Source organism: Bradyrhizobium sp. SZCCHNGR1005 (assembly GCF_032489995.1).
GTDB lineage: Bacteria > Pseudomonadota > Alphaproteobacteria > Rhizobiales > Xanthobacteraceae > Bradyrhizobium.
Genome location: NZ_JAUEZC010000009.1, coordinates 182335 through 208802 on the forward strand (window position 1 = coordinate 182335; position 26468 = coordinate 208802).

Annotated in this window: 21 protein-coding genes and 1 pseudogene; 10 read left to right on the forward strand and 12 right to left on the reverse strand. The window is 64.0% G+C overall.

Annotation, left to right across the window (positions count from 1 at the left end; all coding sequences use genetic code 11):
• Positions 1–25: 25 nt before the first annotated feature.
• From QXZ85_RS29360 to QXZ85_RS29375, 4 genes and pseudogenes are all read right to left on the reverse strand, one after another.
• A pseudogene (locus tag QXZ85_RS29360) lies at positions 26–1023 on the reverse strand (IS630 family transposase); the annotation flags it as partial.
• A 77-nt stretch (positions 1024–1100) separates the two neighbouring features.
• Positions 1101–2138 carry a cytochrome-c peroxidase gene (locus tag QXZ85_RS29365; protein ID WP_315703524.1) on the reverse strand — a complete coding sequence of 346 codons (1038 nt, stop codon included), beginning with the start codon at positions 2136–2138 and terminating at the stop codon, positions 1101–1103.
• A 138-nt stretch (positions 2139–2276) separates the two neighbouring features.
• Positions 2277–3029 (reverse strand): cytochrome b/b6 domain-containing protein, encoded by a 753-nt coding sequence (locus QXZ85_RS29370; protein ID WP_315703523.1) that lies wholly within the window; start codon positions 3027–3029, stop codon positions 2277–2279.
• Between the two features lie 383 nt (positions 3030–3412).
• Positions 3413–4978 carry a glycosyltransferase family 39 protein gene (locus QXZ85_RS29375; protein ID WP_315703522.1) on the reverse strand — a complete coding sequence of 522 codons (1566 nt, stop codon included), beginning with the start codon at positions 4976–4978 and terminating at the stop codon, positions 3413–3415.
• Between the two features lie 350 nt (positions 4979–5328).
• Between QXZ85_RS29375 and QXZ85_RS29380 the strand changes: the two genes are divergently transcribed.
• The 6 genes from QXZ85_RS29380 (at position 5329) to QXZ85_RS29405 (ending at position 10434) form a co-directional block, all read left to right on the forward strand.
• On the forward strand, positions 5329–6192 hold the full coding sequence (locus tag QXZ85_RS29380; protein WP_315703521.1) for an urea carboxylase-associated family protein: 864 nt from the start codon (positions 5329–5331) through the stop codon (positions 6190–6192).
• 40 nt (positions 6193–6232) lie between these two features.
• Complete coding sequence (locus QXZ85_RS29385) at positions 6233–7042, forward strand: alpha/beta hydrolase (RefSeq protein ID WP_315703520.1); 810 nt, start codon at positions 6233–6235, stop codon at positions 7040–7042.
• Positions 7043–7221: 179 nt separating this feature from the next.
• Positions 7222–8433 carry a gephyrin-like molybdotransferase Glp gene (glp, locus tag QXZ85_RS29390; protein WP_315703519.1) on the forward strand — a complete coding sequence of 404 codons (1212 nt, stop codon included), beginning with the start codon at positions 7222–7224 and terminating at the stop codon, positions 8431–8433.
• Between the two features lie 279 nt (positions 8434–8712).
• Positions 8713–9411: a transcriptional repressor LexA gene (gene lexA / locus QXZ85_RS29395; protein ID WP_315703518.1), complete on the forward strand. Its 699-nt coding sequence runs from the start codon at positions 8713–8715 to the stop codon at positions 9409–9411.
• Between the two features lie 260 nt (positions 9412–9671).
• Positions 9672–10112 carry a hypothetical protein gene (locus tag QXZ85_RS29400; protein ID WP_315703517.1) on the forward strand — a complete coding sequence of 147 codons (441 nt, stop codon included), beginning with the start codon at positions 9672–9674 and terminating at the stop codon, positions 10110–10112.
• Positions 10113–10197: 85 nt separating this feature from the next.
• Complete coding sequence (locus QXZ85_RS29405) at positions 10198–10434, forward strand: hypothetical protein (RefSeq protein ID WP_315703516.1); 237 nt, start codon at positions 10198–10200, stop codon at positions 10432–10434.
• On the opposite strand, the gene QXZ85_RS29410 is transcribed toward QXZ85_RS29405, so the two are convergent.
• Entirely contained in the window at positions 10431–12722 is a 2292-nt protein-coding gene (locus QXZ85_RS29410; RefSeq protein WP_315703515.1) for a ComEC/Rec2 family competence protein, read from the reverse strand. The genes QXZ85_RS29405 and QXZ85_RS29410 overlap by 4 nt on opposite strands.
• Positions 12723–12863: 141 nt before the next feature.
• On the opposite strand from QXZ85_RS29410, the gene QXZ85_RS29415 reads away from it, so the two are divergent.
• Positions 12864–13070: a hypothetical protein gene (locus QXZ85_RS29415; protein ID WP_315703514.1), complete on the forward strand. Its 207-nt coding sequence runs from the start codon at positions 12864–12866 to the stop codon at positions 13068–13070.
• Between the two features lie 137 nt (positions 13071–13207).
• Here the strand turns inward: QXZ85_RS29415 and QXZ85_RS29420 are convergent, their stop codons facing one another.
• The gene (locus QXZ85_RS29420) at positions 13208–14887 is read right to left on the reverse strand and encodes a glutamine--tRNA ligase/YqeY domain fusion protein (protein WP_315703513.1); all 1680 of its coding nucleotides are present in this window, start codon (positions 14885–14887) and stop codon (positions 13208–13210) included.
• 139 nt (positions 14888–15026) lie between these two features.
• On the opposite strand from QXZ85_RS29420, the gene gltX reads away from it, so the two are divergent.
• From gltX to QXZ85_RS29435, 3 genes are all read left to right on the forward strand, one after another.
• Positions 15027–16451: a glutamate--tRNA ligase gene (gene gltX, locus QXZ85_RS29425; protein WP_316175332.1), complete on the forward strand. Its 1425-nt coding sequence runs from the start codon at positions 15027–15029 to the stop codon at positions 16449–16451.
• 132 nt (positions 16452–16583) lie between these two features.
• Positions 16584–17888 (forward strand): citrate synthase, encoded by a 1305-nt coding sequence (gene gltA / locus QXZ85_RS29430; protein ID WP_315703511.1) that lies wholly within the window; start codon positions 16584–16586, stop codon positions 17886–17888.
• A gap of 177 nt (positions 17889–18065) precedes the next feature.
• Positions 18066–19265: a multidrug effflux MFS transporter gene (locus QXZ85_RS29435; protein ID WP_315768853.1), complete on the forward strand. Its 1200-nt coding sequence runs from the start codon at positions 18066–18068 to the stop codon at positions 19263–19265.
• Positions 19266–19299: 34 nt separating this feature from the next.
• Here the strand turns inward: QXZ85_RS29435 and lpxB are convergent, their stop codons facing one another.
• The 6 genes from lpxB to bamA form a co-directional block, all read right to left on the reverse strand.
• A complete protein-coding gene (gene lpxB / locus QXZ85_RS29440) occupies positions 19300–20499 on the reverse strand; it encodes a lipid-A-disaccharide synthase (RefSeq protein WP_316175329.1) in 1200 nt (399 codons plus the stop codon).
• Positions 20496–21353: an LpxI family protein gene (locus QXZ85_RS29445; protein ID WP_315743354.1), complete on the reverse strand. Its 858-nt coding sequence runs from the start codon at positions 21351–21353 to the stop codon at positions 20496–20498. The genes lpxB and QXZ85_RS29445 overlap by 4 nt, the downstream gene beginning before the upstream one ends.
• 8 nt (positions 21354–21361) lie before the next feature.
• On the reverse strand, positions 21362–22171 hold the full coding sequence (gene lpxA / locus QXZ85_RS29450; protein ID WP_315703506.1) for an acyl-ACP--UDP-N-acetylglucosamine O-acyltransferase: 810 nt from the start codon (positions 22169–22171) through the stop codon (positions 21362–21364).
• Between the two features lie 28 nt (positions 22172–22199).
• The gene (gene fabZ, locus QXZ85_RS29455) at positions 22200–22658 is read right to left on the reverse strand and encodes a 3-hydroxyacyl-ACP dehydratase FabZ (protein ID WP_315703505.1); all 459 of its coding nucleotides are present in this window, start codon (positions 22656–22658) and stop codon (positions 22200–22202) included.
• Positions 22658–23728, reverse strand: coding sequence for a UDP-3-O-(3-hydroxymyristoyl)glucosamine N-acyltransferase (gene lpxD, locus QXZ85_RS29460; protein WP_315703504.1), 1071 nt, complete (start codon positions 23726–23728; stop codon positions 22658–22660). The genes fabZ and lpxD overlap by 1 nt, the downstream gene beginning before the upstream one ends.
• Before the next feature lie 128 nt (positions 23729–23856).
• Positions 23857–26409: an outer membrane protein assembly factor BamA gene (bamA, locus tag QXZ85_RS29465; RefSeq protein WP_316175326.1), complete on the reverse strand. Its 2553-nt coding sequence runs from the start codon at positions 26407–26409 to the stop codon at positions 23857–23859.
• Positions 26410–26468: the final 59 nt, after the last annotated feature.

Here is a 26468-nt window from a genome sequence, read left to right on the forward strand (position 1 = left end):
TGTTGTGACTCCAACGCTTATTTCGCTTTGGCGACTTTCTCGAGGATTTGGCTGGCTGACTTGGTGCGGCCCGCAATTCGGCGACGCTTTTGAAGGCGCCACGCCGGATGCGTTTTCGGGTGATTTCGGCGAAGAAGCGTTCGACCATGTTGAGCCAGGATGCCGAGGTGGGCGTGAAGTGCAGGTGGAAGCGCGGATGCGCCTTGAGCCAGCGCTGGACGCCCAGCGTCTTGTGTGTCGCATATTGTCAACGATGAGATGCAGGTCGAGACCGGCGGGAGTTCTTTGATCGATCAGCTTGAGAAAGCGCAAGAATTCGCGATGCCGGTGGCGCGGCATGCAAGCTCCGATGACGCTGCCGTCCAGCATGCTCAAAGCCGCGAACAGCGTCGTGGTGCCGTTACGCTTATAGTCATGGGTCATCGTGCCGGCGCGGCCCTTCTTCATCGGCAGGCCGGGCTGGGTACGGTCGAGAGCTTGGATTTGGCTTTTTTCATCGACGCACAAGACCAGCGCTTTGTGCGGGGGATGGAGATAGAGCCCGACGACGTCCTCGACTTTGGCGGAGAAGTTCTTGTCGCGCGAGACCTTGAACGTCTTAATGATATGCGGCTTCAGCCCATGCGCATTCCAGATCCGCTGGACGCTACTCAAGGAGATGCCGGCGGCTGCCGCCATGCTGCGGCCGCTCCAGTGGGTCGCATTCGGCGGCTTCTCGTGCAGAGTCATGTGCGCCACGCGCTTGATCAACTCGGGCGACAGCGGTTTTACCCGCGACGGACGGGTCGCGTCCTTCAAGAGCCCCTCGGCCCCTTCGGCCGTATAGCGTTGGCGCCACCGACGCACCGTCAACAGGCTCTTGCCTACCGTCGCCGCGATCGCCTCTGCCGTCATCCCTTCGCTTGCAGAAAGCACGATCTGCGCTCTCCAAACAACTTTTTGCGGCGTATTCCGGTCTCGGACCAGCCGCTCCAATCGCTCACGATCGGCGGCGCCGATCGAAATCTGTTCGATTTTCCTCATCGGCACAGATTCGCAAGTCTGAGCCGATTTGTGAATCATACGTCAGCATCGGAACACTAGAAAACCGATAACCTCGATCACGGTTGCGGTCGGGGCGTGCTCACCACGCTTGGCGGAAGGATGGGGTACGTCACTTTCGGTTGTTCACCAGTCAGGCTGTCGAGGAAGGTGGTTATCTTGCTAATTTCATCGTCGGTCAGCTGAATGCCTAACTGACTGGTTCCCATCACGGCCACCGCCTGGCGCAGATCCCATGCTTTCCCGGTGTGAAAATAAGGCGCCGTCAGAGCTATGTTCCGGAGCGTTGGGACCTTGAAGACGTACTCATCACCCGGAGTTTTGCTAACCATGAAACGGCCCTTATCGGCCGGTGGCAGAAACTCGGCGCCCGGCTTCTCGACCACGCCGAACGGGGCGTACATGCCGCCTCCAACGTTGATGCCGCTGTGGCAGGCCGAGCATCCCTTGTCCATGAAGACGGCTAGGCCCGCCTTCTGCGTCGGCGAAAGCGCGTCCTGCTCCCCCCTCAGGAAGCGGTCGAACGGCCCGTTTGGCGTGATCAGCGTCGCCTCGAATACGGCGATGGCTTTTTGCGCATTAGCAAGCGTGATGGGGTCCGCCTCGCCCGGGAAAGCCTTGGCGAATAGATCGCCATAGCCCGGAATGCCTTTCAGCTGCTCGGCCACATGCGTCTTGGGCGACGCCATCTCAACCGGGTTGGCCATCGGCCCGCCGGCCTGCTGTTCGAGGTCTTTGGCTCGGCCGTCCCAGAACTGGACTTTGTTGAATACCGCATTGAGGACCGTGGGAGCATTGCGCTCGCCATGCTGCCAGCGATGACCAATTGAGGTGGGTTCGGCGTCAGCACCGCCGAGCCCGATGCTATGACACGAGCTACAGCTGATGGCGTGACTCGCGGAGAGCCGCGGGTCGAAGTATAACATCTTGCCGAGTTCGACCTTCTCGGGAGTCGCCACGTTGTCGGGCAGCACTGGTGGAGCTGTCGGGATCGGCTCGAATTGCTGCTTCGCCTTCGCCAGCAGGTCATCTTGTGCCAGAGCGGAGGATGCAAAAAGGCAGCTGAGGGATACCAACGTGACGGCTTGTCTGATCATGGCGACTGCTCCTCTGTTGTTCGCCAACAACTGCCCAAGAAAGGTGTGACTACTGGCGTTCGGCCGTCCTGCCGGACAGCGCCTTCGGCGCGAACGGCCATACTTCAAACACCCACAGGCGCCGGACTTCTTTCGAGCCTAAACGTCTTGCGGGGGACGGTTGAGAATTTTTCGGCCGGTAAACATGGCCGACGTGATGCTTCCACCCTCGTGAATTTCGGTCACGATCACCGCTATCAGATGCAGCAGAACGACGCCTGCGAGTACATAAAACGCATAGAGATGGATCGTCACGACCGGGCTTCGAAACGCACGCATGGCCTTGTAGGCGGTCTGGTCCAACGTCTCCGCGGCGAGGGGCGAGACCGTTGCCGGATCAATCCCGGCTGCGGCAACCCAACCGGCGAACCATGTTCCGAACGGCGGCCAGAATAGATCGGTGCCCGCGAGAATCGTGCCGGTCGCGGCTTGCAGCACGAGCAGCAGCAGGAGAACTGCAATTGCGAGACGTGCCGCGGGATTATGCCCGACATATTCTTGCGGCTCGCCGCTGAGAAAGGCGCTGCCGTAAGCGCGCAGTTTGCCCCAAAACCCTGAACCATAAGGCAGGATGGCGCTCCATCTGGCATAGCGGTTGCCGAAGAATGCCCAAACGAAGCGCCAGATCAAATTCAGCCCCATCACGTAGCCGAGCACGACGTGGATTTCCTTGAGCAGGATCTTGCCGTTGGCGGCGAGCCCCAACGCGTCGTCGTTCAGCAGGATAACTCCGACGATCATCAGACCGAGCACGGTGAGCGCGTTGATCCAATGGAACCACCGCGTCGGGACATCCCATACGTCGTAGGCGTGAAGGTGCTCGGCTGACGTGGACGTGGGGAGCTGCGGCATTTGCCGGACACCTGTCTCAATAAGAACGCCGCACGACTATTTGCGGGCCGCCGCCATAACCATGCGGCCTCCTTCGGTGCCATTGCGAATGGCATCGCTCGCGCGTCGGAGAAATAACATCACAAAAATCGACGAGCGCCGTGATGCAGATCAATGGGTCACTAGTGCTGGTCGAATGTTGCAACCTGGACGTGCCTCTCTCGTCTGCTTTGGGGTCAATCGCGTCGGCCCGCGTGCAGGATGACGATGTCCGATCCGGCCTAACCAGCTGAATTCCAGCAGCTCATATGTCTGCGTCGGGGAAAGAATGACGTAAGCTTCGGTCGCGAAACGAGGCCGCTCGGCTTCTGCCTGATGCAGCCTTCAGCCTCCGGCTTGCGCGATCATTTGCCGGGTTCTTCGTCTGCCTGCGCGGCCTGCGGCGGCACGATGAGCGCGACCACCCTTCTCGATACGCCGGGCATGCCCAGCAGATGGGCCTGCGCGACGAACTCGTGCCGGACGACGTTCCCGGCGCGCGCGGCGGTCTGGTCCATCCAGGCGAGGCACTCCGGCTGGTCGTGAAAGCAAAGCCCGGCCCAGCCATGCTCCAGCGTCGTCTTGCGCGGGACGGGCCAAGTGTATTGCTTGGCGAACGGTCGCGCATAATAGGGATGATCGGGACTGTAGAAGGCAGTCGCAAATGCGAGCGCATCGTCGCCGCTGACCCTGGCGAACGGAATGCCGGTGAGCTCGTGCCACAGGCGCGTGACTTCGCCGGCGATCTGAGGATAGAGATTGCGCCCTTCCTCATAGCCGTGGCTGTTGCGATAAAGCGCATGCAGCGGCGCGGCGATGACGACCGCCGCGAGCGCGATGCCTACAACGAGGACCGTCGCATTCACCGTATGGAAGCGCTCGATCGGATAGCTGGTCCCGCACACGATCAGAACGGCGAACAGGAACACGCCCTGCAGTGCCCACATGGATGGCAGATCGGTGCCCACGGTCAGCGAGGTCGCGACCGGCAAGACGATCGTGCCGATCGCGATATAAAAAAGCAGCCGCAAGCCCGGGACCATGGCCACAAAATCGCTCGGCAGCCGCCGCAATCGCGGACCGGCAATCAAAACCCAGGTGAGCGCGGGAGGGCTCATCGTCGCCGCAAGGCCCGCCACGAAGGACGTTGAATCCTGGAGTGACGTCGGCAGATCAACTCCCCCGTGCGCCGCCATCGCATAGCCGAAGGGAGCAGCTCCCGTGGTCGCGAGCCAGTAGAGATGAGGCGCAAGGGCCAGGAGGCCTGCGGCTATCGAGATCCACGGCGAGGCGGAGGTGAAATAGGCGCGTCTCGACGGATGAGCGAGGGCAGCAAGAGCGAAGCTCGCCAAAAGGAATACCGAGTAATATTTGCCGAGCATCGCGACCGCGGCCGCCAGTCCGGCCGCGATGGCCCAGATCGCGGTCCTGGTTTCGAACGCGCGCAGAAAGCAATAAGTCGCAAGCGGCCATACCGCCAGCAGCACCGCGTTGGCGTTGAAGCGTTGGGCGTGAAACTGATAGGCGGGCGTGAGCATCAGCAACAGCAGCACCAGCAGGCGCTTGTGCCCGGTCACGAACTGCCTGGAGATCAGGTCGACGGCCCACAGCGCCAGCGCCGCGTTGGTCATCGCCATCAGTTGCAGCGACCAGTCGGTGGACGGGAAGACCTGTGTCCAGGCACCGGTGACCCAGCCCATCAGCGGCGGATGCTTGGGGTTGCCCCAGGCGAAGTGCCGCCCCAGGGTCCAGGTCTCGAGAAAATCGGGATGGAGACCCGAGCCCGCATACGCGATCCACAGGTAAGCCGTCCAAACGGCTGCGAAACTGACAAGCAATAGCGGGACGGACCACCCGGCTTCGACGCCATCAAGCCAGCGGATGAAGGGACGGCGCCATGGCGCGGGGTTGAGATCTGACCGTGCGGCCATCTCTGAGAAAGTGAAATCCACGAATATACAGGCCTTAATTAGACAAAGTCCGATCGGTCCCAAACCGACCCGCAAGCGAGAGGCGAGATCGACAACAAATAGACAACAGAAGCAACATGTCCGTTGCGGATCATTCGCGTCGATCTTGGCGCTGCGACATCACGCCACATCCGGTTTGGGCCCTGCGGCCGAGCTGACTCACACACTCTGGTCGCTCGGTATATACGAAAAGCGCCATCTTGGCGGCTATGAGAAGGCCGGCTTTGGTGAATTGCTCTTGTAATTCACCGAGCCTCGATCACGGGCTATCAGTCATCACGCTGTCTCCCTGCATTGAGCGAGTGCGAACGATGCCGCCAAACGTCCCACCCGAGCCCGCCGACGCAGCCGCACGCCGTTCGGCAAGGCCGACGATCGTCTATCCTGCCGGGTCGATGCCGCGGCCCGACATGGCCGTGCTGGAAGCCACGCGCAAGACACTGGTCAAGACCGGTGAGATCGTGGTGCCGCCGCGCGATGCGCGGACGTTTCGCGTCACGCGCGGGCGGTTCTTCCGCATCGTCAGCATCGACGGCCCGCAGGTCGGCGATCTCAATCTCTGGAACGCCGACGATCTCGCCGAGCGCTTCTTCAGCGGCAAGACCCGCGCGCTGCACGCCACGCATGTCAGCACCGGCGACCGGCTCTGGAGCAGCATGCCTTATCTGAGGCCGATGGCGACCATCAGCCATGACACGCTCGGCTGGTACGGCTGGGATGCGGATGGCGCCGGTGTGCACGACGTCATCGGCACACGCTGCGATCCCTACACCAACCTGCGGTTGAACGGCCGCGTTTACGACTTCTGCTGCCATTCCAACCTGGCGCGCGCGCTCGGCGCCGAATTGAAGTCCGAGCCCGATACGGTCGAGCACCACGTGCACGACGTGCTCAACGTCTTCATGTGCACCGGCTTCACCAAGGATACGCAGCAATATTTCATGAAGGCGAGCCCGGTCCGTCCCGGCGACTTCATCGAGTTCTTCGCCGAGATCGATCTGCTCGGCGCGCTGTCGGCCTGTCCCGGCGGCGATTGCAGCGCGACCCATTCGAGCGATGCCGCCGCGTGCTATCCGCTCAAGATCGAGATCTTCGAGCCGGATCGATCAACGCTTGCCAGCTGGACGTGGCCAGCGCCGAGCGGCTACCATCGCCGCCATGGCGCGCCCGCTTAGCATCGGCGACTGCACAGCCGCACTTCCAGGATCGAAGTCGATGAGCGCACCCCGTCAAATCATCACAGGCCGCGCGCGGCTTGCTACCGATGTCGTCGGTCACGGCCAACCGGTCGTCTTTCTGCATGCTGCGGTTTTCGACCGCATGATGTGGCGCGCGCAAGTGGATGCCATCAGTGCGACGCATATGGCGATCGCCTATGACCGTCGCGGCTTTGGCGGGACTGCCGCGGAGAAGGAAGGCCATTCTCAAGTGGCGGATTTGCTGGCGGTGATAGACACCGTCGCAAGCGGCACGCCTGCGATCCTTGTCGCCTGCTCACAAGGCGGACGAATCGCGCTCGACTTCGCGCTTCGTTATCCATCCCACGTCCGGGCGCTGGTGCTGGTCGCGCCATCGGTCAGCGGCGCGCCCGAACCGGTCTATCTACCCGCAATCGCGGATCTGATGACACAGCTTGCGGAAGCCGAGGCGGCCTGCGATTGGGATCGAGTCTGCGCGATCAAGGCCCACATGTGGCTGGACGGTCCACTCCAAGCCGAAGGCCGCGTTGCCGGTGAGCTGCGCCGGCTGTTCATCGACAAGAATGCCATTGCGCTGCGGTCGCCGCCGATCGGTGCGAACCTCGATGCGACGCCCGCCTTCCCGTGCCTCGGCGAAATCTCCTCGCCCTCGCTCGTGATCTGGGGCGACCTTGATTTCCCTCATATTCAAGAGCGAAGCCGCCTGATGGCAGCGACGATGCCGAACGGATCGGGACGCGAATTGACCGGCACGGCGCACCTGCCGAGCCTGGAGCGGCCAGCCGAGGTGACCGTCCTGCTCACGGAGTTTCTCGCGCGACTGTGAGTGAGCATCTGCAGACAACGTCTGACGATACCTGGAGGGCGAAGCAGCGGCGTATCTGGGCGGCCACCGATCGACTGTCCTGACGGCCCTGCCGCCGAAGCGCTTGGCCTTGCATCGAAGCTTCGATTAGAAGGCGGAATCGGTCGGCGCTGCGCCGGCCTGTTCGGAAGGAACTCTTCATGGCCCTGATGCCGGTCTCTGATGCCTTGGCCTTGGTGCTCGACGGCGCCGCGCCGCTGCCGGAGGAAAAGGTCGCGCTGGACCAGGCCTATCACCGGGTGCTGGCGCGGGACGTCGCGGCGCTGCGGACCCAGCCGCCGCAGCCGATGTCGGCGATGGACGGCTATGCGGTCCGCGCCGCGGATGCCGACCGCGCCCGCGCCACGCTCAAGGTCATCGGCGAGATCGCGGCCGGCCGGCCGTTCGATCGCACGCTCGGGCCCGGCGAGGCCGCGCGCATCTTCACCGGCGGCGTCGTTCCCGACGGCGCCGACGCCATCGTGATCCAGGAGGACACGATCGCGGATGGCGACCACGTCACCATCACCGAAGCGGCCAGGAAGGGCCGGCATATTCGCCCGGCCGGCGCGGATTTCCACGAAGGCGACGTGCTGCTCAAAGCCGGCCGACGCCTGAGCGATCGCGACCTGTCGCTCGCCGCCAGCATGAACTATCCCGAGCTCCCGGTGCACCGCCGCCCCAAGGTAGCGCTGCTTGCCACCGGCGACGAGCTGGTGATGCCGGGGTCGAATCCCGGTCCCGGCCAGATCGTCTATTCCAACGGCTACGCGCTGCGCGCCCTGGCGCGCGCCGAGGGTGCAGATCCCATCGACCTCGGCATCGCCGCCGACACGCTGGACTCGACGGTCGCAGGCATCCGCCGCGCGCGCGAGGCGAAAGCCGACATCCTGATCACGACCGGCGGCGCCTCGGTCGGCGATCATGATCTGGTCAAGCAGGCGCTGGACGCCGAGGGCGTGGACATGGCGTTCTGGAAGATCGCGATGCGCCCGGGCAAACCGATGATGCATGGACGGTTGGGCCAGATGCGCGTGATCGGCCTGCCCGGCAATCCCGTCTCCTCCTATGTCTGCAGCCTGTTGTTTCTGGTGCCGCTGATTCGGAAGCTCGTGGGCTTGGCTCAAATCCACCCTGCCCGCGAGACTGCGCTGCTCGGCCGCGACCTCGCCGCCAACGACGTCCGCGAGGACTATCTGCGCGCGCGGCTCGAGGTGCGCGCCGACGGCGCGCTGGTCGCAACGCCGGTGACGCATCAGGATTCCTCGCTGCTCGGCAACCTCGCGCTATCGCAGGCCCTGGTGATCCGCCCGGCTTTTGCGCCCGCGGCAAGTGCCGGCTCCGTCTGCGAGATTCTGAGGCTGCCAGACTAAACAGGGTGCAGCTGCCAAATATACCGCCAGGGATCTCGCAGCTATTTTGCGGGCATCGAGCAGGCATCTTGCGCACCACCTTCATTGCAAATTAATGATTGCAGAACACATATCGAACAGATAGTGTCCGTTCATGATTTGTTTCGAAGATGTTGCGGGCGCCGCGAACTGAGGACGTTTCGAACGAGAACGCTTCAAACGAGAACGTCTTGAACGAGAGCGTCTTGAACAAGAACGTCTCGGGCGAGAACGACACATCAACCTGGGGATCTGGTCGAGATGCTGACGCGCAAACAGTACGAACTTCTGCGGTTCATCAACGAACGTCTGAGGGAAGCTGGCGTGCCGCCCTCCTTCGATGAGATGAAGGACGCACTCGATCTGCGCTCGAAGTCGGGCATCCATCGTCTGATCACCGCGCTGGAAGAGCGCGGCTTCATCCGCCGCCTGCCCAATCGCGCGCGCGCCATCGAGGTGATCAAGCTGCCCGAACTGTCCCAGGCGGCGAACAACCGGCGTGGCTTCACGCCGTCTGTCATCGAAGGTAATCTCGGCAAGGTGCGCACCAGCACGCCGGCGATCGACGAGGGCGATCGTCCCGTCGCCGTCCCGGTGATGGGCCGCATCGCTGCGGGCACGCCGATCGAGGCGCTGCAGACGCGCAGCCACACCATCAGCGTCCCGGCCGACATGCTCGGCTCCGGCGAGCATTATGCGCTGGAAGTCCGCGGCGACTCGATGGTCGATGCCGGCATCCTCGATGGCGACATGGCGCTGATCCAGCGCAACGACTCCGCCGACACCGGCGACATCGTCGTCGCGCTGATCGACGATGAGGAAGCCACCTTGAAACGTTTCCGCCGGCGCGGCGCCTCGATCGCACTGGAGCCGGCCAACACCGCTTATGAAGTCCGCATCCTGCCGCCCAACCGCGTCAAGATCCAGGGCAAGCTGATCGGGCTGTACCGCAAGTACTGATCGTCACGCGCGCGAACTGGATCGCGCGCAATTTGATCTGACGCGTTGGAGGTCTCTTCCGACGGCGCTGATGATGATTGCACTTCGATCGCGATGCAACACGCTCAAACGCTTGTGATCGCGAAGCGCCGTACGGGGTGCAGATCAGCGCAGAATTGCCGTCAAGCACGCGCTAACATCGTTCCTGATGTCCACTCTGATAGAGGCCTGCGCCTGTCCGGGGGGAGCGTGGGTTGCTATCTCGAACGAGGAGCGATCCGATGTGTGACTATAGCCTGCATGCTGTTGCGTCCCGCCCGGCGAAAGTCGGGGAAACGCTGATCTCGACGACGTTCCGCGGAACCTCGACCCGCGGCTTCGCCTCCGAGAGCGAGCCGAATGTCGCCGTGTGTATGCTGCCCGGGACGGAATTGGCGTTTGCCGACGACGTTCGCTACGACAGCCGCTGGATCTGGACCCGCACGATCCGCGACCGCGTGGCCAAGTTCAACACGATCGAGAAGCATGTGCCCGATCGCCACCATGATGCGATCGAGTTCGCAGATGGTCGGCATGTGCTGGTGACCCAGCTCTGCGAGGGACAACGCGTCACCGTGCTGCAATTGCCCGCGACCAAGCAGCCGGCCGAGCGCAGGCCGCTGGGCACCGAGGCTTCGAGCAGCAGCGAAACGACGCCGGTGCGGCGGATCTCGATCACCTGAACTGAGAAGCGCAACGGATGCGAAGACAAATGGGAACATTCGGCCCTCGGCGGAAGTTATGGTTCGCCGGGGGGGAGAATGGCCCGTGGTCAACAAGATCAATTGGCAAAAGGCCGGGCGCATCACTGAGCCCGGTCGTTACATATTCACGTTCGGATGGCTGACCGTGACGGCCGACGATATCGCGGTCTGGCAGCAACATCCCGATGCGCTGTTCACCCTGGTGGAGCTTCCACCGCCATCGCGAAGCCCGTCGGATGGCGACGAGGACGACGACGCATCCGAATATCATCTCGGCACGTTCGAACTGCCGGATTGCTAATCCACCGCCCCCTGCTCCGCCTCCGGCGGCGTCGCGTCCTGGGATCTTGGCGCCGGCGAGCGCGGCGCCAGCGTTGCCTGGAAATCGCCCGCATCGGGAGCAGCCGGCCACCACGGCCGCTGCGTGCCGTTGGGCCGGACGGCCTCGACCGCAAAGCCGTCGCCGCGCCGCGTGAGGGCCAGTCCACCCTGATGCTGCAGCCGGTCGCGATCTACCACTAAGGCCGTGCAATCGGGCGGCGCTTGCCTGACTGTCACGACCAGTGCGGCCCGCGCGCAATCGTCCTCCAGGGCCTCGGCGCGCAGCGCGAGCGAGACGAAGCGGCCATCGGCAAGCGGCACCACGCAGCCGGCGTCATCGCAGGACACGCCGTCGCCGAGCGAGCTATCGGCCGGCGTTCGCGCATCGGCATCGGCGGCGAGCCATTCCTGAGCAAGGAAGGCGTCCTTACCCGTCCGGATGAGATGCAGCCGGCCCTCGCGGCCGCGCACCGCGACGTTGCGGCCATCGGCGGAGATCAGCATGTCCGGCTGCGGCGTCATCAGCGCCCAGAGAATCGAAGCCGCAAGCAGACCCGCGCCGCTCCAACGCAGCGGCGTGCGCAGCAGACCCATCAGGATGAGGCCAAGACTTGCGGCGATCACGGGACCGATGCCGAACGCATGGATGCGACCGACCGCGCCGGGCAGGTTTGCCACCCAGCGCGTCACCGCGATCATCCAGTCGATGCCCCATCCCATCAGCGACCAGAACGGACCGTCGAGCCCGAGCGGCGCCGCGAGCAGTCCCAGCAATCCGGCCGGCATGACCAGAGCGGAGACCACCGGCATCGCCGCGAGATTGGCGAGCACGCCGTAGGGTGTCACGCGATGAAAATGAAACGCGGCATAAGGCGTGGTCGCGAGCCCCGCGATCAGCGAGGCCAGCAGCAGCATGGCCAGTTCGCGGCCGCCCCATAGTGCGATGCGCGCTGTCGTCGAACTGTCGGGCGTCGCGAACAGATGCGGCAGCCCGAGTTGTACCAACGCCACCAGGCCTAAGGTCGCGGCGAACGACATCTGGAAACTGGGGTGCACCAGCGCCTCCGGCGCGATCGCTAGCACGATCATCGCGGCGACAGCGAGCGTGCGGAAGGTGATGGCGCGGCGATCGACCAGCACGGCGATCAGCACGACGGCGGTCATGTAGAAGGACCTTTGGGTCGCGACTTCCGCGCCCGACAGCAACAGATAGAAGGCCGCGGCGACAAGCGCGGCGGCAGCCGCCCACTTCTTGATGGGGTGGCTGACATGAAGCCCCGGGATCAGCGCCAGCAGCGCGCGCACGGCAAAGAACACCACGCCGGCAACGACGGCCATGTGATAGCCGGAGATCGACAGCACATGGCCGAGCCCGGAGATGAACATGGCGTCGTTGACCGGCGTCGTAATGGCGTCGCGGCGGCCGGTCAGTAGCGCGGTTGCGATCGCGCGCTCGTCGCCGTCGAGCCGGGCGCGGATGCGCGCATCGATGGTGTCGCGCAGGCCCTGCATGAAGGCGGCATAATGCAGGCCGAAGCCGCCATCCTGCGGCGGGGCAACCGTCTTGATCGCGCCCATCACGAAGCCGGAGGCACCGATGCTCTGGAAAAACATGTCGCGCGAAAAGTCGTAAGAGCCAGGCCGAAGCGGCGCGAGCGGTGGCAACAGGCGCGCTTTGAGCTGCACGAAGCTGCCGACGTCGGGCGCCATGCCCTTCCGTACGGATAGCCGCACCCGCGCCAGCGTGATCTCACCACGCGCGGTTTCCATCTCGGTCACGCGCAGCACGAAGCGATCGGTGCGCTCGCGGATGTCGCGGGTCTCGACGAAGCCGGACAGCGTGACCGAAAACAGCGGTCGGGCCAGTACGGTGTGCGCGAGCCGCGCCGTCCGGGCTGTTGCGACGGCAAAACCCGCGGCGACCGCAGCGATCATCACCGCAGCCGGAAACAGCCGGTGACGCCGCAAGACAAACGCTCCGGCAGAGATCATCAGCGCGAGCACTGCAGCAACCCACAGCACCGGCTCGTGATCGGCAGCGAAGTACAGCGCGATCCCGGCGCCAAAGGCGACCGGCACCCACGGCAGGAGCCGCCCTGCCGCGGCCTCGGCGTGCGCCCAGGCCTTCAGTCTGGCGAGCAGCGACGACCATGTCGGGGTATCGGCAAGATAGCCGCCGGCCTGCGCCGCCCGTCGCGGCGGCCAGACATCCGCAATGCTGCCGGCAAAGCCGCGCCCCCGGCTTGGCGGCCGGTCCGGCTCCGCCATCGCACTCGCACTCCCTGAACGGGCGAAAGGCTACTGGAAGCTGCAAGTCGACGGCTAGCAGAACGGAACGAGAATCTCCGAATGGCACCACCACCTCAAGAAAGGGTGGAACTTTCTCCTCGCTCGGGAGTTGCTGGCGTCATGATCGACCAAGCCAATCCGTTCGCCGATCTCGGGCTCGAGCAGGCGATCCATCTGCGCTGGGCCCTGCGCGACATCAGGGCGCGGCGCCTGTCGCTGTCACCGGTCAATGACGACGATCTGCGGCTCTTGACCGAACGCGGCCTCGTCGAGGTCGAAGATGGCGTCCCCGTGCTCACCCAAGCCGGGCAGGATACGCTCGAATGAGCGCGAGCGTCTGATTCCGGCCGCTGCGCGCAACCGGCCACGCGATCTTGGGCCACGCGATCTTGGGCCGAGCCATTCGTCACATGCAACCGCCGCGAAATGACGGCGGCGATCAGTGTCGGCGATAAGTCTCGTCTTCAGCCCTTCGCGACTTCCTTGGCAAAGGTGTCGCGCAAGCCGATCGTGCGATTGAACACGAGCTTGTCCGGCGTCGAGTCGGGATCGCGCACGAAATAACCCTGCCGCTCGAACTGCATCACCGCGTCCGAATTGGTCTCCGCGATCGCCGGCTCGATCCGCGCATCCTTGAGGATCTCGAGCGAGTTCGGGTTGAGGTCGGCGGCGAAGTTCGCCGCGTCGGGCGCGGGATTAGCGAACAGCTGATTGTAGATGCGGATCTCAGCGGTGCGCGACTGCGCCGCCGGCAGCCAGTGCATGGTCGCCTTCACCTTGCGGCCATCGGGGGCGTTGCCGCCACGCGTTGCAGGATCGTAGGTGCAACGGAGTTCGACGATCTCGCCGGCGGCGTTCTTGATCACCTCGCGGCACTTGATGAAATAGGCGTAGCGCAGCCGCACTTCCGTGCCGGGCGAGAGGCGGAAGAACTTCTTCGGCGGGTTCTCCATGAAATCGTCCTGCTCGATATAGAGCTCGCGGCCGAAGGCGATCTTGCGCGTGCCGGCGGAGGGATCATCGGGGTGATTGATCGCCTCGATCTCCTCCACCTGGCCTTCCGGATAGTTCTCGATCACCACCTTCAACGGCCGCAGCACGGCCATGCGACGCAGCGCCGTGCGGTTGAGCTCCTCACGGATGCAGAATTCCAGCATGCCGACATCGACGATGCTGTTCGACTTGGCGACCCCAATACGCTTGACGAATTCGCGCACCGCGGCCGGCGGCACGCCGCGACGTTTCAGCCCCGCGATCGTCGGCATGCGCGGATCGTTCCAGCCGGCGACATGCCCCTCCTGCACCAGCCGCGTCAGCACGCGCTTCGACAGCAGCGTATAGGTCAGGTTGAGGCGCGCGAACTCGTACTGGTGCGGATGCGAGGGCACCGGCAGCTTGTCCAGGAACCAATCGTAGAGCGGCCGGTGGTCCTCGAATTCCAGCGTGCAGATCGAATGGCTGATGCCCTCGATCGCGTCGGACTGGCCATGGGCGTAATCATAGCTCGGATAGATCGACCATTTGTCGCCGGTGCGCGGGTGGTGCGCGTGCAGGATGCGATAGAGCACGGGATCGCGCAGATTGATGTTGCCGGCGGCCATGTCGATCTTGGCGCGCAGCACGCGCGCGCCATTGGGGAATTCCCCCGCCTTCATGCGCCGGAACAGGTCCAGATTCTCCTCGACCGTGCGGTCGCGGAACGGGCTGTTCTTGCCGGCCTCGGTCAAGGTGCCGCGGGACAGCCGAATTTCCTCCTGCGACTGATCGTCGACATAGGCGAGGCCGGCCTCGATCAGCCCTTCCGCCCAGCCATAGAGCCGCTCGAAATAGTCGGAGGCATAGAACAGGTTCTGGCCCCAGTCGTAGCCGAGCCAGTGCACGTCGGCCTGGATGGAATCGATAAATTCCTGCTCCTCCTTGGCCGGGTTGGTGTCGTCGAAACGGAGATGGCAGCGGCCACCGAACTCCTGGGCGATGCCGAAGTTGAGAGCAATCGACTTGGCATGGCCGATATGCAGATAGCCGTTCGGCTCCGGCGGGAACCGGGTCACGACCGTCTTGTGCTTGCCGCTGTCGAGATCGGCCTGGACGATGTCGCGGATGAAGTCGCGCCCTGTCTCAGCCGTCGTGTCTGTCGTCGTCATCAAACCCTGTCCTGCTTCGGATGTCGCGAGACTATGTGCCAAATCCGCAATCCCCAAGGAAGGCTTTAGTTATGCGCGGGTCCTGCTATACACCCCCCGCCTCTACGCCACCGCCCGGAAACTGCTGTCGCTGCCGCCCATGACCCAACCCATCGTCACGCGCTTTGCCCCCTCCCCGACCGGTTTTCTCCACATCGGAGGCGCCCGGACGGCCCTGTTCAACTGGCTGTATGCGCGCGGTCGCGGCGGCAAGATGCTGCTTCGAATCGAGGACACCGACCGCGAGCGTTCGACCAAGGAGGCGATCGACGCCATCCTGGACGGGTTAACCTGGCTCGGGCTCGATTGGGACGGCGAGGTCATCTACCAATATAGTCGCGCCGCGCGGCATCGCGAGGTCGCCGAGCAGCTGCTCGCCAGCGGCATGGCTTACCGCTGCTATGCCACCCCCGAGGAGCTCGCCGCCATGCGCGAGAAGGCCCGCGCGGAAGGCCGCACGCGCCTCTATGACGGCATGTGGCGCGATCGTGATCCGAAGGATGCGCCGGCAGGCCTCAAGCCGACGATCCGGCTGCGCGCGCCCCTGACCGGCGAGACCGAGATCGAAGACCAGGTACAGGGCCGCGTGGTCTGGCAGAACGAGAATCTCGACGATCTCGTGCTGCTCCGGGGCGACGGCAATCCGACCTATATGCTGGCGGTTGTCGTCGACGACCATGACATGGGCGTCACCCACATCATTCGCGGCGACGATCATCTGATCAATGCTGCGCGCCAGAAGCAGATCTACGATGCGCTGGGATGGGACGTGCCGTCGATGTCGCACATCCCGCTGATCCACGGGCCGGATGGCTCAAAGCTCTCCAAGCGCCACGGCGCACTCGGCGTGGACGCCTACCGCGCCATGGGATATCTGCCGGCAGCGCTGCGCAATTACCTGGTGCGGCTCGGCTGGAGCCATGGCGACCAGGAGATCTTCTCCACCGAGGAGATGATCAAGGCATTCGACCTGCCCGCGATCGGCCGCTCCGCCGCGCGCTTCGATTTTGCCAAGCTCGAAAACCTCAATGGGCATTACATTCGCCACACCGACGATCGGGCGTTGGTGGGCATGTTCGAAGACGTCCTGAACTATGCGCCGCAAGGCGCGGCGCTGAAGCCCAAGCTCAACGACACGACACGCGCCCAGCTCATGGCGGCCATGCCGAGCCTGAAGGAGCGCGCCAAAACGCTTTTGGAGCTCATCGACGCCGCGGCCTTTATTTTCGCGGAACGGCCGCTCCCGGTCGATGCCAAGGCCGCGGCACTGTTAACACCTGATAACCGGGCCCTGATCGGACGGCTCTGCCAGGCGCTTTCCGCCGTCGAGCCCTGGAGCGGCCCGGCCACGGAAGCCGCATTGCGCCAGTTCGCCGAGGCCAACGATCTCAAGCTGGGCGCCGTCGCGCAGCCACTGCGCGCCGCGTTGACCGGACGGACCACCTCGCCCGGCATTTTCGAGGTGCTGGCGGTGCTCGGACGTGATGAATGCTTAGGCCGACTTAAGGACCAGGTTACCTCATAAGGTCGCATTTACCCCCATCTTGCAGCGCACAGGGCAATACGATACGCATTTGCGCGGCATGCACTAGAAAAGCTCACTCGCCCTGCCATCTAGATGAAAAGGGCGCTCAACGATCTCATCGGGGACAACACGATGGACGCAAAATCCAGCACGAAAACCGCCACGCTCACCGTCGGCAACAAGACCTACGATCTTCCGATCCTGAGCGGCAGCGTGGGCCCCGATGTCGTCGATATCGGCAAACTCTATGCCCAGACCGGCATGTTCACTTACGATCCGGGCTTCACCTCGACGGCGAGCTGCCAGTCCAAGATCACCTATATCGACGGCGACGCCGGCGTGCTGCAATATCGCGGCTACCCGATCGAGCAGCTGGCCGAGAAGGGCGATTTCCTCGAGACCTGCTATCTGCTGCTGTACGGGGAACTGCCGACCAAGGCGCAGAAGCAGGATTTCGACCACCGCGTCACGCACCACACGATGGTGCACGAACAGATGGCCCGCTTTTTCCAGGGCTTCCGCCGCGACGCCCATCCGATGGCGGTGATGGTGGCCTCCGTCGGCGCGCTGGCTGCGTTCTATCACGACTCCACCGACATCAACGATCCGCAGCAACGCATGATCGCCTCGATGCGGATGATCGCGAAGATCCCGACGCTGGCGGCGATGGCCTACAAATACACGATCGGCCAGCCCTTCATGTATCCGAAGAACTCGCTCTCCTTTGCCGAGAACTTCCTCTACATGTGCTTCGGCGTGCCCTGCGAGGAGTACAAGCCGAACCCGGTGCTCGCCGACGCGCTGGACAAGATCTTCATCCTGCACGCCGACCACGAGCAGAACGCATCGACCTCCACGGTGCGCATCGCCGGTTCCTCGGGCGCCAACCCGTTTGCCTGCATCGCGGCCGGCATCGCCTGCCTGTGGGGCCCGGCGCATGGCGGCGCCAACGAGGCCGCGCTGAACATGCTGGCCCAGATCGGCACCGTCGATAAGATTCCGGACTTCATCGCCAAGGTGAAGGACAAGAACAGCGACGTGCGCCTGATGGGCTTCGGCCACCGCGTCTACAAGAACTACGATCCGCGCGCCAAGATCATGCAGAAGATGTGTCACGCGGTGCTGAAGGAGACCGGCCACGCCGACGATCAGATGCTGAAGGTCGCGATCGAGCTGGAAAAGATCGCGCTGAGCGACCCCTACTTCATCGAGCGCAAGCTTTACCCGAACGTCGACTTCTATTCGGGCATCACGCTGAAGGCGATGGGCTTCCCGGTGTCGATGTTCACGGTGCTGTTCGCGGTCGCCCGCACCGTGGGCTGGATCAGCCAGTGGAGCGAGATGATCGAGGATCCGCAGCAGAAGATCGGCCGTCCGCGTCAGCTCTTCACCGGCGTCACCACCCGCGATTACGTCGAGATCGAGAAGCGCAAGTAAGCGCTCAGCAGCTGAATGATCGAGCCGGACGCGTTAGCGCGCGTCCGGCTTTTTTTATCTGACACATGCCCGTATCCGGTCGAAACGCCGGCATGCAGGTCTGTCTGAATGCGCCGGTCATGCCGGTGAAACATGCGTGGGCACGAACCGACACGCAACATCGGGCCACAGGAAATCATGTCCGCTTTTTTTCGCAATGCTGTCGTGCTCGGTCTGTTGTCCGCGGTCGGCCCGTTCGCGATCGACATGTATCTTCCGGCACTCCCCACGATCGCCGCCGATCTGCACGCCACGACGTCAGCGACGCAGCTGACGCTGATCGCATTTTTCATCGCGTTCGGCCTTTGCCAGATCGCCTACGGTCCGTTGTCGGACGTCTATGGCCGTAAGGCTCCGCTTTATGGTGGTCTCGCCTGCTTCATCGCCGGCTCGGTCGGCTGCGCCCTCGCGCCTGACGTTGGCTGGTTGATCGCGTTCCGCTTCATCCAAGGCATCGGCGCTGCCGCGATGGGCGTGATTCCCCGCGCCATCATTCGCGACCTCCATACTGGCCCCGAGGCGACCAAATTGATGTCGCTCGTGATGCTCGTGTTCTCGGTATCCCCGATCCTGGCGCCGCTGACGGGCAGCGCGCTGATCGTTCCGTTCGGCTGGCGCGCAGTCTTCGTCACGGTGACGTTTGCCGCGCTGATCGCGTTGACGCTGGTCGCGGTGCTTCTGCCCGAAACACGGCCGGCTCATGAGCGCCTCAGCGGCAGCCTCAGCAACGTGCTCGGCGGCTTCGCGGAGTTGATGGTCGACTGGCAATTTCTCGGCCTCACCTTCATCGGCGGCCTCGGCATATCGAGCTTCTTTGCGTTCCTGTCGACGTCGTCCTTTGTCTATATCGACCATTACGGCCTGACTCCGACGCAATACAGCATGGCGTTTTCGGTCAACGCCATTGGCTTTATCGGCGCGTCGCAATTCGCCGGCTATCTCGGCGGCCGCTTCCGCATGGCCCGCGTGGTGTTCGCGGCGGTGTCGATCTATGCGTCGATCGCGCTGCTGCTCCTGGCGCTGACCTTGGCCGGCTTTGACAGCCTTTCCGTCCTGATCCCGCTGCTGTTCACGTCGTTCGCGTTCCTCGGCCTGGTCATTCCGTCGGCGATGGTGTTGTCTCTGGAAAACCATGGACCGATCGCCGGCATCGCCTCCGCACTCGGCGGCACCCTGCAGATGGTCAGTGGCGCCGTAATCGTCGGCATCGGCGGATTGTTCTTCGACGGGACGTCCTTACCAATGGTGGCAACGATCGCCTGCACGGCGGCAGCGGCCTTCGTCGTCACCCTGGCCACATTGCGTAAGCACGAGGTCGAACCCGTCGCGGCGGAGTAGCGGCAGGTGATCCAGCCAAATCGGCATCGACCATTCAAGTGTGAGCGCTTCGGCGCCCCTTGCGCATGGTCTCCAGCACGATGTCGGCGGCGCGCACGCTTGGAGACGCTGCACCGGTCGCCATGATGCCGTCGAGCCGGTTGAACGCCTCGACCTGACGCGCGCGTATCGGGCCGCTGCCTAGGATATCCACGAGCACGGGCGCGAGATTATCCGCGGTGCAGGCCTCCTGCAGGAATTCCGGGATGACATTCTCACCGATCACGAGATTGGCGAGGATGACGGACCGGACCCGGATCACGCGGCGCAGGATGAAGGCCTCGACCTCGCCGACGCGATAGGCGGTCACCATCGGCACGCCCGCGACCGCGAGCTCCAAGGTCACGGTGCCGGATTTCGCAAGCGCCGCGCGCGCAATCCTGAAGGCGGCGCGCTTCTCGGCCTCGCCGGTGACGATCTGCGGCGCGACCGGCCAGTCCGCCAGCCCTGCCCGCACCGCGGCTTCGAGATGCGGCGTGGTCGGCAACAGCGCCTCGAAGGCCACGCCGCGCGCGCGCAGCGCTTCGAGCGTCCGGCCGAACACGGGGAGATGGCGTGCCACCTCGCTGCGGCGGCTGCCCGGCAGCACCAACAGCACCGGCGGCTGCGCTGCGCGCCGCGCCTGCTCGTCCGCATTCGGCCGCAGCACCGCAAGCTGCTCGATCAGGGGATGGCCGACATAGCTGCACGGCGGACCATTGAGCGTCCGATAGGCCTCCGGCTCGAACGGCAACAATGCCAGCACGTGATCGACATAGCCGCGCATTGCGCGCGCCCGGCCGGGCCGCCACGCCCACACGGTCGGCGAGACATAATCGACGATCGGGATCGCGGGATTGCGGGCGCGGACCCGCCGCGCCACGCGATGGGTGAAGTCGGGACTGTCGATGATGACGAGGATGTCGGGCGATGCGGCGAGGACCGCATCGACGGTCCGATCGATCAGCCGCAGGATCTTCGGCAACTGTTTCAGAACCGCCGAGAAGCCGACGATCGACAGCTCCTCGATCGGAAACCACGACGTCAATCCTTCCCGCGCCATGCCATGGCCGCCGACCCCGGAGAATTCGACGGCATCGCCAAGACGCTGACGCAGCACCTTCATCAGGCTGGCGCCGAGCCGGTCGCCGGATTCTTCCGTTGCGATCAGGCAGATCTTACGCAAGGCCGGCCCGGCGGGTGCCCGCGTCATCATGCCACCACACCGGTCACGAACAGCCCGGCGCGATCGGCGGCTGCGAGCATCTGCTCAGGCTCGGCAAGCAGCGTGTTTTTCGCGGCGACCGCGATGCCGGCAAGCCCCGCGGCGGCGGCGCCGTCGACCGTTGCGGGGCCGATGGTCGGCAGGTCGAAGCGTAGGTCCTGGCCGCTCTTCGGCGCCTTCACCAGCACACCGCGCTTGAGCCCGGCACGAATGCGTCCCTGCGCGCGCAGCCGCGCCACCCGCGCCAACAGCCCGTCGGTGCCCTCGATATCCTCGACCGCCACGACATGGCGATCGATCACGACCACAGCCTGCCCGATATCAAAGGCGCCGAGTGCCTGCAGGACGGCGCGGCCCCGGGCGATATCGGCCGCAGCGGCCTGGTCAGGCGCAGCGCGCGTCAGGCAGCCCTCCGGAACGAGCAGCTCGGGCGCGACATCCTTGATGCCGAGCATGCGAAGGCCGTGGCGCTCGAAGATGCGGCCGATGCCCGACAGCAGATGATCGTCGCCGCCACGAAACGACCCAAGGATACGCGGCAGCTCGCGCAGGGTGCCGAGATCGATCCGGATTTCGGAGAGCGAGGGACGGATCAGGCTGCCGATGAACAAGAGGTCGCGGCAGCCTTCCGCGTGGAGCAGCTTCACCACGCGGCCGATCTGGCCGAGCGCGATCCAGTGATGGCGGAAGCGCGACAGCGGCGCCGGATCGCACACCCCTTTCAACGCGAACAGGACGGGCGTCAATCCGCGCGCGACCATCGCATCGGCGACCGCGAACGGCATGACGCCGCCCGCGGCAATCAAACCGACCGGCGAGGCAATCTGCACGGTCCCGTCGGTCATCAGCCGCCTTAAGCCTCAGCTGGGGATGCACCGACTTCGGGAAGGCAGAGCGGACGGTGCTTGCCGCCGTCGATGAAGGCGAGGATCTCCGCAATGGCCGGATCTTCGCCGGCCAGCGGGCGCACGCTCGCGAGGCGTTCGGCGAACACGCCCGGACCGTGGAAGAGCTTCTGATAGAAGGCGCGGACCGTGGCCAGCCGCTCGCGGGTGAACTTGCGGCGCCTCATGCCGATGATGTTCAGCCCTTCCAGCGCGGCATATTGGCCGTTGACGAGGCCGTACGGAATGACGTCGCCGCGCACGCCGCAGACGCCGCCGACCATGACGCCGTGGCCGATCCGGGTGAACTGGTGCACCGCCGACAGGCCGCCGATATAGACGGCGTCGCCGACTTCGACGTGGCCGCCGAGCGTCGCCGAGGTCGCGAAGATCGCATCGTTGCCGACCATGCAGTCGTGGGCGACATGGGCGTTGTTCATGAAGAAGCCGCGGTCGCCGATCTTCGTCAATCCACCGCCCTTGGTGGTGCCGATGTTCATCGTCACGCCTTCGCGGATGGTGCAGCCGGAGCCGATCACGAGCCGGTGCGGCTCGCCGCGATAGCTCAGATCCTGCGGCGCGCCGCCGAGCACGGCGAAAGGCGAGATCACGTTGGCGTCGCCAAGTGTCGTATGGCCCATGATCTGGACATGGGAGATCAGCTTGCAGTTGGCGCCGATCACGACGTTCGGCCCAATCACGCAATAGGGCCCGATCACCGTGCCGTCGCCAATGATGGCGCCGTCTTCGACGCGCGCGGTGGGATCGATCTTGCTCATGGGAACTCAACCAAGCCTTGTCGGACCATCAGTCGGTCAGCATCGCGCCGACGTCGGCTTCCGCCACCGTGACGCCGTCGACCTTCGCGTCGCCGTGGAACCACCACATGGTCTTCCGGCGGCCGATTGAACGCATGTGATATTCGATGGTCTGGCCCGGCAGCACCGGTTTGCGGAACTTGCACTTGTCGATGGTGAGGAAGTAGACCGCACGCGGCTTCTCGGTGCCCTCGACGGACTTGATGCCGATCACACCTGCGGTCTGCGCCATGCCCTCGATCATCAACACGCCCGGATAGACTGGCCGCTCGGGAAAATGGCCCTGGAAACAGGGCTCGCCGATCGAGACGTTCTTGACCCCGATGCCGCTATAATCGGCGCGGATGTTCTTCACGCCATCAATCAGGAGAAACGGATAGCGGTGCGGAAGCGTCTTGAGGATCTCATTGATGTCCACTTCCGCGAACCTGATGGGTGACTCCTCCATCACTCCTGTCCTTCGTCCTTCGGATTCGTCGCAGTCATATCCCGCACCAGCCGTTCCACCGCAACGATCTCGCGGAACCATTGCTTGGTCGGCTTGGCGAAATGGCCACCCCAGCGCCCGTTCGGCGGGATATCGTCCTTGACCGCGCTCATCGCGGTCACCTGGGCTCCATCGCCGATCTTGAGGTGATTGTTGATTCCGACCTTGGCCCCAAGCGCAACGTTGTCTCCGATCGTGAGGCTTCCCGCCAGCCCGATCTGGGCGGCCAGCAGGCAATGCCGGCCGATCGTCACATTGTGGCCGATCTGGACCTGGTTGTCGATTTTGGTGCCCTCGCCGATCACCGTGTCGCGCAGGCTGCCGCGGTCGATGGTCGTGCCCGCGCCGATCTCGACATTGTTCTGGATCAGCACCCGCCCGGTCTGCGGCACCTTGAGATGGCCGTCCGGGCCGAAGAAGAGAAAGCCATAGCCGTCCTGTCCGATGCTGCAGGCGGGATGGATCAGCACGTCGTTGCCGATCAGCGCGCATTGGATGGCTGTCCGCGCCCCGACATTGCAGTCGCGCCCGATCTTCACGTGCGGCCCGATCACGGCGCCAGCCCCGACAATGGTGCCCGCCCCAATCTCGGCATGAGCCCCGATCACCGCCAGCGGCTCGACGACGACGCCGTCTTCCAGCCGTGCGGTCGGATCGATGATGGCGGACGGCGCGATCCCGTCGTAGCCGAACCAGTTTTGCGGCCGCAGCGCATCCTGATGCAGCTGCCGGGCGAGCTGCACGAACGCCCGGAACGGCTGGGCGATCCGCAGCACCGCGACATGCGCGGGCACGCTCGCCTCGAAACGCGGGCTGACCAGGCAGGCTCCAGCCTTGGTTGCCGTCAGCTGATCGACGTATTTGAGATTGTCGAAGAAGGCCAGGTGCATGGGACCGGCCTCGTCGAGCGAGGCAAGGCCGCTGACGACCTGCTCCCCTCGCGACGAATCGACGAGCGTGGCCTTGGTCGCGGCCGCAATCGCGGCCAGCGTCATCGGCGGTGGTTTTTGAAAGAAGCTCGGCTGGGCCATTCCATCCGTCACGGTACGATAACAGCCAAAAAAGATCAGAGCTCGGCCCCGGTGTCCCGAAGCCGAGCTCAATCTACACCATCGGCGCGTTATTCACGCGAAAGCGTATCGGGTCAACCCACCCGGGGTCAGAAGGTGGTACCGCCGCCGAACCGGAATTCCTGCACGCGGTCAAACTTGCCCTTGGTGAGCGGGACGGCGTAGTCGAAGCGCAGCGGACCGAACGGGGACTGCCACACCAGACCGACACCGACCGAGCTTCTGACCGTGTTCTGGTCGTCGAAGACCAGTCCAGTGCAGGTGCCCGGATTAGCGGGAACCGTCCCGGTCGCCTGCGTTGGCCTGATACAATTGGTGACAATGTTCTCTTTTGTCACGTCCCAAGTGGTCGGTCCCTGATAGCCCCACAGACCGCCGGCGTCGGCATAGACCGCGCCCTTCAGGCCCACTTCCTTGGGCAGGAACCAGAATGGCATCTGCAATTCGAGCGAAGCGCCCCAGTATTTGGTGCCGCCGATCGCATCCTGGGTCCCGAAGGGATTGATGTCACGCGGGCCGATGCCGTTCGGGGCGAAGCCGCGGACCAGGTTCGGGCCCATCTGGAAGTGATCGAGCATGCGCAGATCGTTGTTGCCGATCTTGTTCAGGATACCGCCTTGCAGATGGACGATACCGACGATGTCGGACACCAGCGGTGTGAAGTACTTCGCATCGAGCGCGGTCTTCAGATAGGAGACGTCGCCGCCGACGCCCGCGAAGTCCTGCTTGAAGTCGACCAGCAGGCCGTCGGTCGGGTTCTTGTTGTTGTCGAGCGTGTTGTAGCTCAGCGTATAGCCCAGAGCCGAGGTCAGCGTGCGGCCGTTCGCCAGCTCCTTGCGGACCGGCAGTGAGGCTTCACCGTCCAGGAAGCAGCCCAGACCATTGCTTCCGGCCAAGCTGATTCCGTTGAGGTTGGCAAAGGCTGGGGTCGGATTGAACGCCGGATTCGGCGCGCCACCCGGCAGGAACTGAACGTTGTTACAGTTCGCGAGCGTGGCCGGGAGGGTGATCTCCTGCTGGTAGATCGAGTAGCGCAGCTGCAGCGAGAGGTCCTCGCGGAGCTGGAACCCGAGCCGCGGACTGAAGCCCAACGTCTTGGTGCCGTAGGAGATGAAGTTGTTGGCGAGCTGCTGGCGCTGATAGAAGTCCAAGCCCAGAGCGACGCGGTAATCCAGCAGATACGGCTCGACGAAGGAGAGCGAGTAGCCGCGGGCGAACTGGCCATAGGTCACCGAGGCCTTGGCGAACAGGCCGCGGCCGAGCAGGTTGCGCTCGGAGATCGAGACCTCGGCCAGCGCACCGTCGGTGGTCGAATAGCCGCCCGACACCGAGAAGTCGCCGGTGGATTTTTCCTCGAGATCGACGACCAGGATCACGCGGTCGCTGGAGGAGCCGGGCTCGGTCGTGATCTTCACGCTCTTGAAGAAGTCGAGGTTCTTCAACCGCCGCTCGGCGCGATCGACCAGCGCACGGTTGTAGGCATCGCCCTCGGAGATGTCGAACTCGCGGCGGATCACGTAATCGCGGGTGCGGGTGTTACCGCGGATGTTGATCCGCTCGATATAGGTGCGCGGGCCCTCATCGATCGCGAACACCACCGACACCGTATGGGCCTCGAAATTGCGGTCGCCACGCGGACGCACGACGGCAAAGGCATACCCCCGCCGCGACGCCTCGATCTGCATCTCCTCGACCGACTTTTCGACGTTCTCGACGTTGTAGAGCGAACCGACATTGACGCGCGAAAACGAACGCAGCGAGTTGGGATCGAGCGTCGAGATGGACGACTGGAAGTCGACCGACGCAACCCGGTACTGCTGGCCTTCCTCGATCTTGAAGGTGACCAGGAAGCCCTTCTTCTCCGGATCATATTCGGTGAGCGCCGCGACGACCTGCACGTCGGCATAGCCGTGCTTCAGGTAGAAGCGGCGAATCAGGTCACGGTCGGCCTCGACGCGATCTGGATCGTAGACGTCGTTGCCGCCCAGGAAGCTCAGGATGTTGGTTTCATGCGTCTTGATCACGTCCTTGAGGCGATAGGACGAGAAGGCGTTGTTGCCGACGAATTCGACCGCCTTGACCCCGGTCTTCGGGCCTTCCTCGATCGTGAAGATCAGGTCGACGCGGTTGTTCGGCTGCTCGATGATTTCGGGGGTGACGTGGACGTCATAGCGGCCCGAACGGCGATAAATCTCGGCGATTCGGGAAGCGTCCGACTGCACCATGGGGCGCGAAAAGGTGCCGCGCGGCTTCGACTGCACCTCGGCCGAGAGCTGTTCGTCCTTGATCTTCTTGTTGCCCTCGAAGGCAACGCGACCGATCACCGGGTTTTCCACCACGGTCACGACGATACGACCGCCCTGCCGGTTGATCTGCACGTCCTGGAACAGGCCGGTCTCGATCAAGGCCTTGAGGCCGTCATCGATTCGTCCCGCATCCAGCGTGCCGCCCGGTCCAGGCTTGAAATAAGAGCGAATGGTCTCGACCTCGACGCGGCGATTGCCGACGACTTCAATCGAATTCACCGTCTGTGCGGCTGCCGGCGACGATACGACCACGTTCGCCAGCGGAATAGCCACCGGCACGGCGAACATGATCAGAGCGGCCAGCATGCCCCCCCGCACTCGCAATCCAAACTTCATGCGCAACGCGCCCTTATCATTCCGTTGTCGGCCCCATACCCCTACAGAACCGACAGATT

What these genes read in the sequence shown, in the direction of transcription:
- lexA (WP_315703518.1), top strand. Translation starts at nt 8,713, where the DNA reads ATGCTGACGCGCAAACAGTACGAACTTCTGCGGTTCATCAACGAACGT.
- QXZ85_RS29385 (WP_315703520.1), top strand. Translation starts at nt 6,233, where the DNA reads ATGAGCGCACCCCGTCAAATCATCACAGGCCGCGCGCGGCTTGCTACC.
- lpxA (WP_315703506.1), bottom strand. Translation starts at nt 22,171, where the DNA reads ATGAGCAAGATCGATCCCACCGCGCGCGTCGAAGACGGCGCCATCATT.
- QXZ85_RS29435 (WP_315768853.1), top strand. Translation starts at nt 18,066, where the DNA reads ATGTCCGCTTTTTTTCGCAATGCTGTCGTGCTCGGTCTGTTGTCCGCG.
- glp (WP_315703519.1), top strand. Translation starts at nt 7,222, where the DNA reads ATGGCCCTGATGCCGGTCTCTGATGCCTTGGCCTTGGTGCTCGACGGC.
- QXZ85_RS29400 (WP_315703517.1), top strand. Translation starts at nt 9,672, where the DNA reads ATGTGTGACTATAGCCTGCATGCTGTTGCGTCCCGCCCGGCGAAAGTC.
- QXZ85_RS29410 (WP_315703515.1), bottom strand. Translation starts at nt 12,722, where the DNA reads ATGGCGGAGCCGGACCGGCCGCCAAGCCGGGGGCGCGGCTTTGCCGGC.
- gltA (WP_315703511.1), top strand. Translation starts at nt 16,584, where the DNA reads ATGGACGCAAAATCCAGCACGAAAACCGCCACGCTCACCGTCGGCAAC.
- QXZ85_RS29375 (WP_315703522.1), bottom strand. Translation starts at nt 4,978, where the DNA reads ATGGCCGCACGGTCAGATCTCAACCCCGCGCCATGGCGCCGTCCCTTC.
- QXZ85_RS29370 (WP_315703523.1), bottom strand. Translation starts at nt 3,029, where the DNA reads ATGCCGCAGCTCCCCACGTCCACGTCAGCCGAGCACCTTCACGCCTAC.
- QXZ85_RS29365 (WP_315703524.1), bottom strand. Translation starts at nt 2,138, where the DNA reads ATGATCAGACAAGCCGTCACGTTGGTATCCCTCAGCTGCCTTTTTGCA.
- gltX (WP_316175332.1), top strand. Translation starts at nt 15,027, where the DNA reads ATGACCCAACCCATCGTCACGCGCTTTGCCCCCTCCCCGACCGGTTTT.
- QXZ85_RS29420 (WP_315703513.1), bottom strand. Translation starts at nt 14,887, where the DNA reads ATGACGACGACAGACACGACGGCTGAGACAGGGCGCGACTTCATCCGC.
- bamA (WP_316175326.1), bottom strand. Translation starts at nt 26,409, where the DNA reads ATGAAGTTTGGATTGCGAGTGCGGGGGGGCATGCTGGCCGCTCTGATC.
- lpxD (WP_315703504.1), bottom strand. Translation starts at nt 23,728, where the DNA reads ATGGCCCAGCCGAGCTTCTTTCAAAAACCACCGCCGATGACGCTGGCC.
- fabZ (WP_315703505.1), bottom strand. Translation starts at nt 22,658, where the DNA reads ATGGAGGAGTCACCCATCAGGTTCGCGGAAGTGGACATCAATGAGATC.
- QXZ85_RS29415 (WP_315703514.1), top strand. Translation starts at nt 12,864, where the DNA reads ATGATCGACCAAGCCAATCCGTTCGCCGATCTCGGGCTCGAGCAGGCG.
- QXZ85_RS29380 (WP_315703521.1), top strand. Translation starts at nt 5,329, where the DNA reads ATGCCGCCAAACGTCCCACCCGAGCCCGCCGACGCAGCCGCACGCCGT.
- QXZ85_RS29445 (WP_315743354.1), bottom strand. Translation starts at nt 21,353, where the DNA reads ATGACCGACGGGACCGTGCAGATTGCCTCGCCGGTCGGTTTGATTGCC.
- lpxB (WP_316175329.1), bottom strand. Translation starts at nt 20,499, where the DNA reads ATGATGACGCGGGCACCCGCCGGGCCGGCCTTGCGTAAGATCTGCCTG.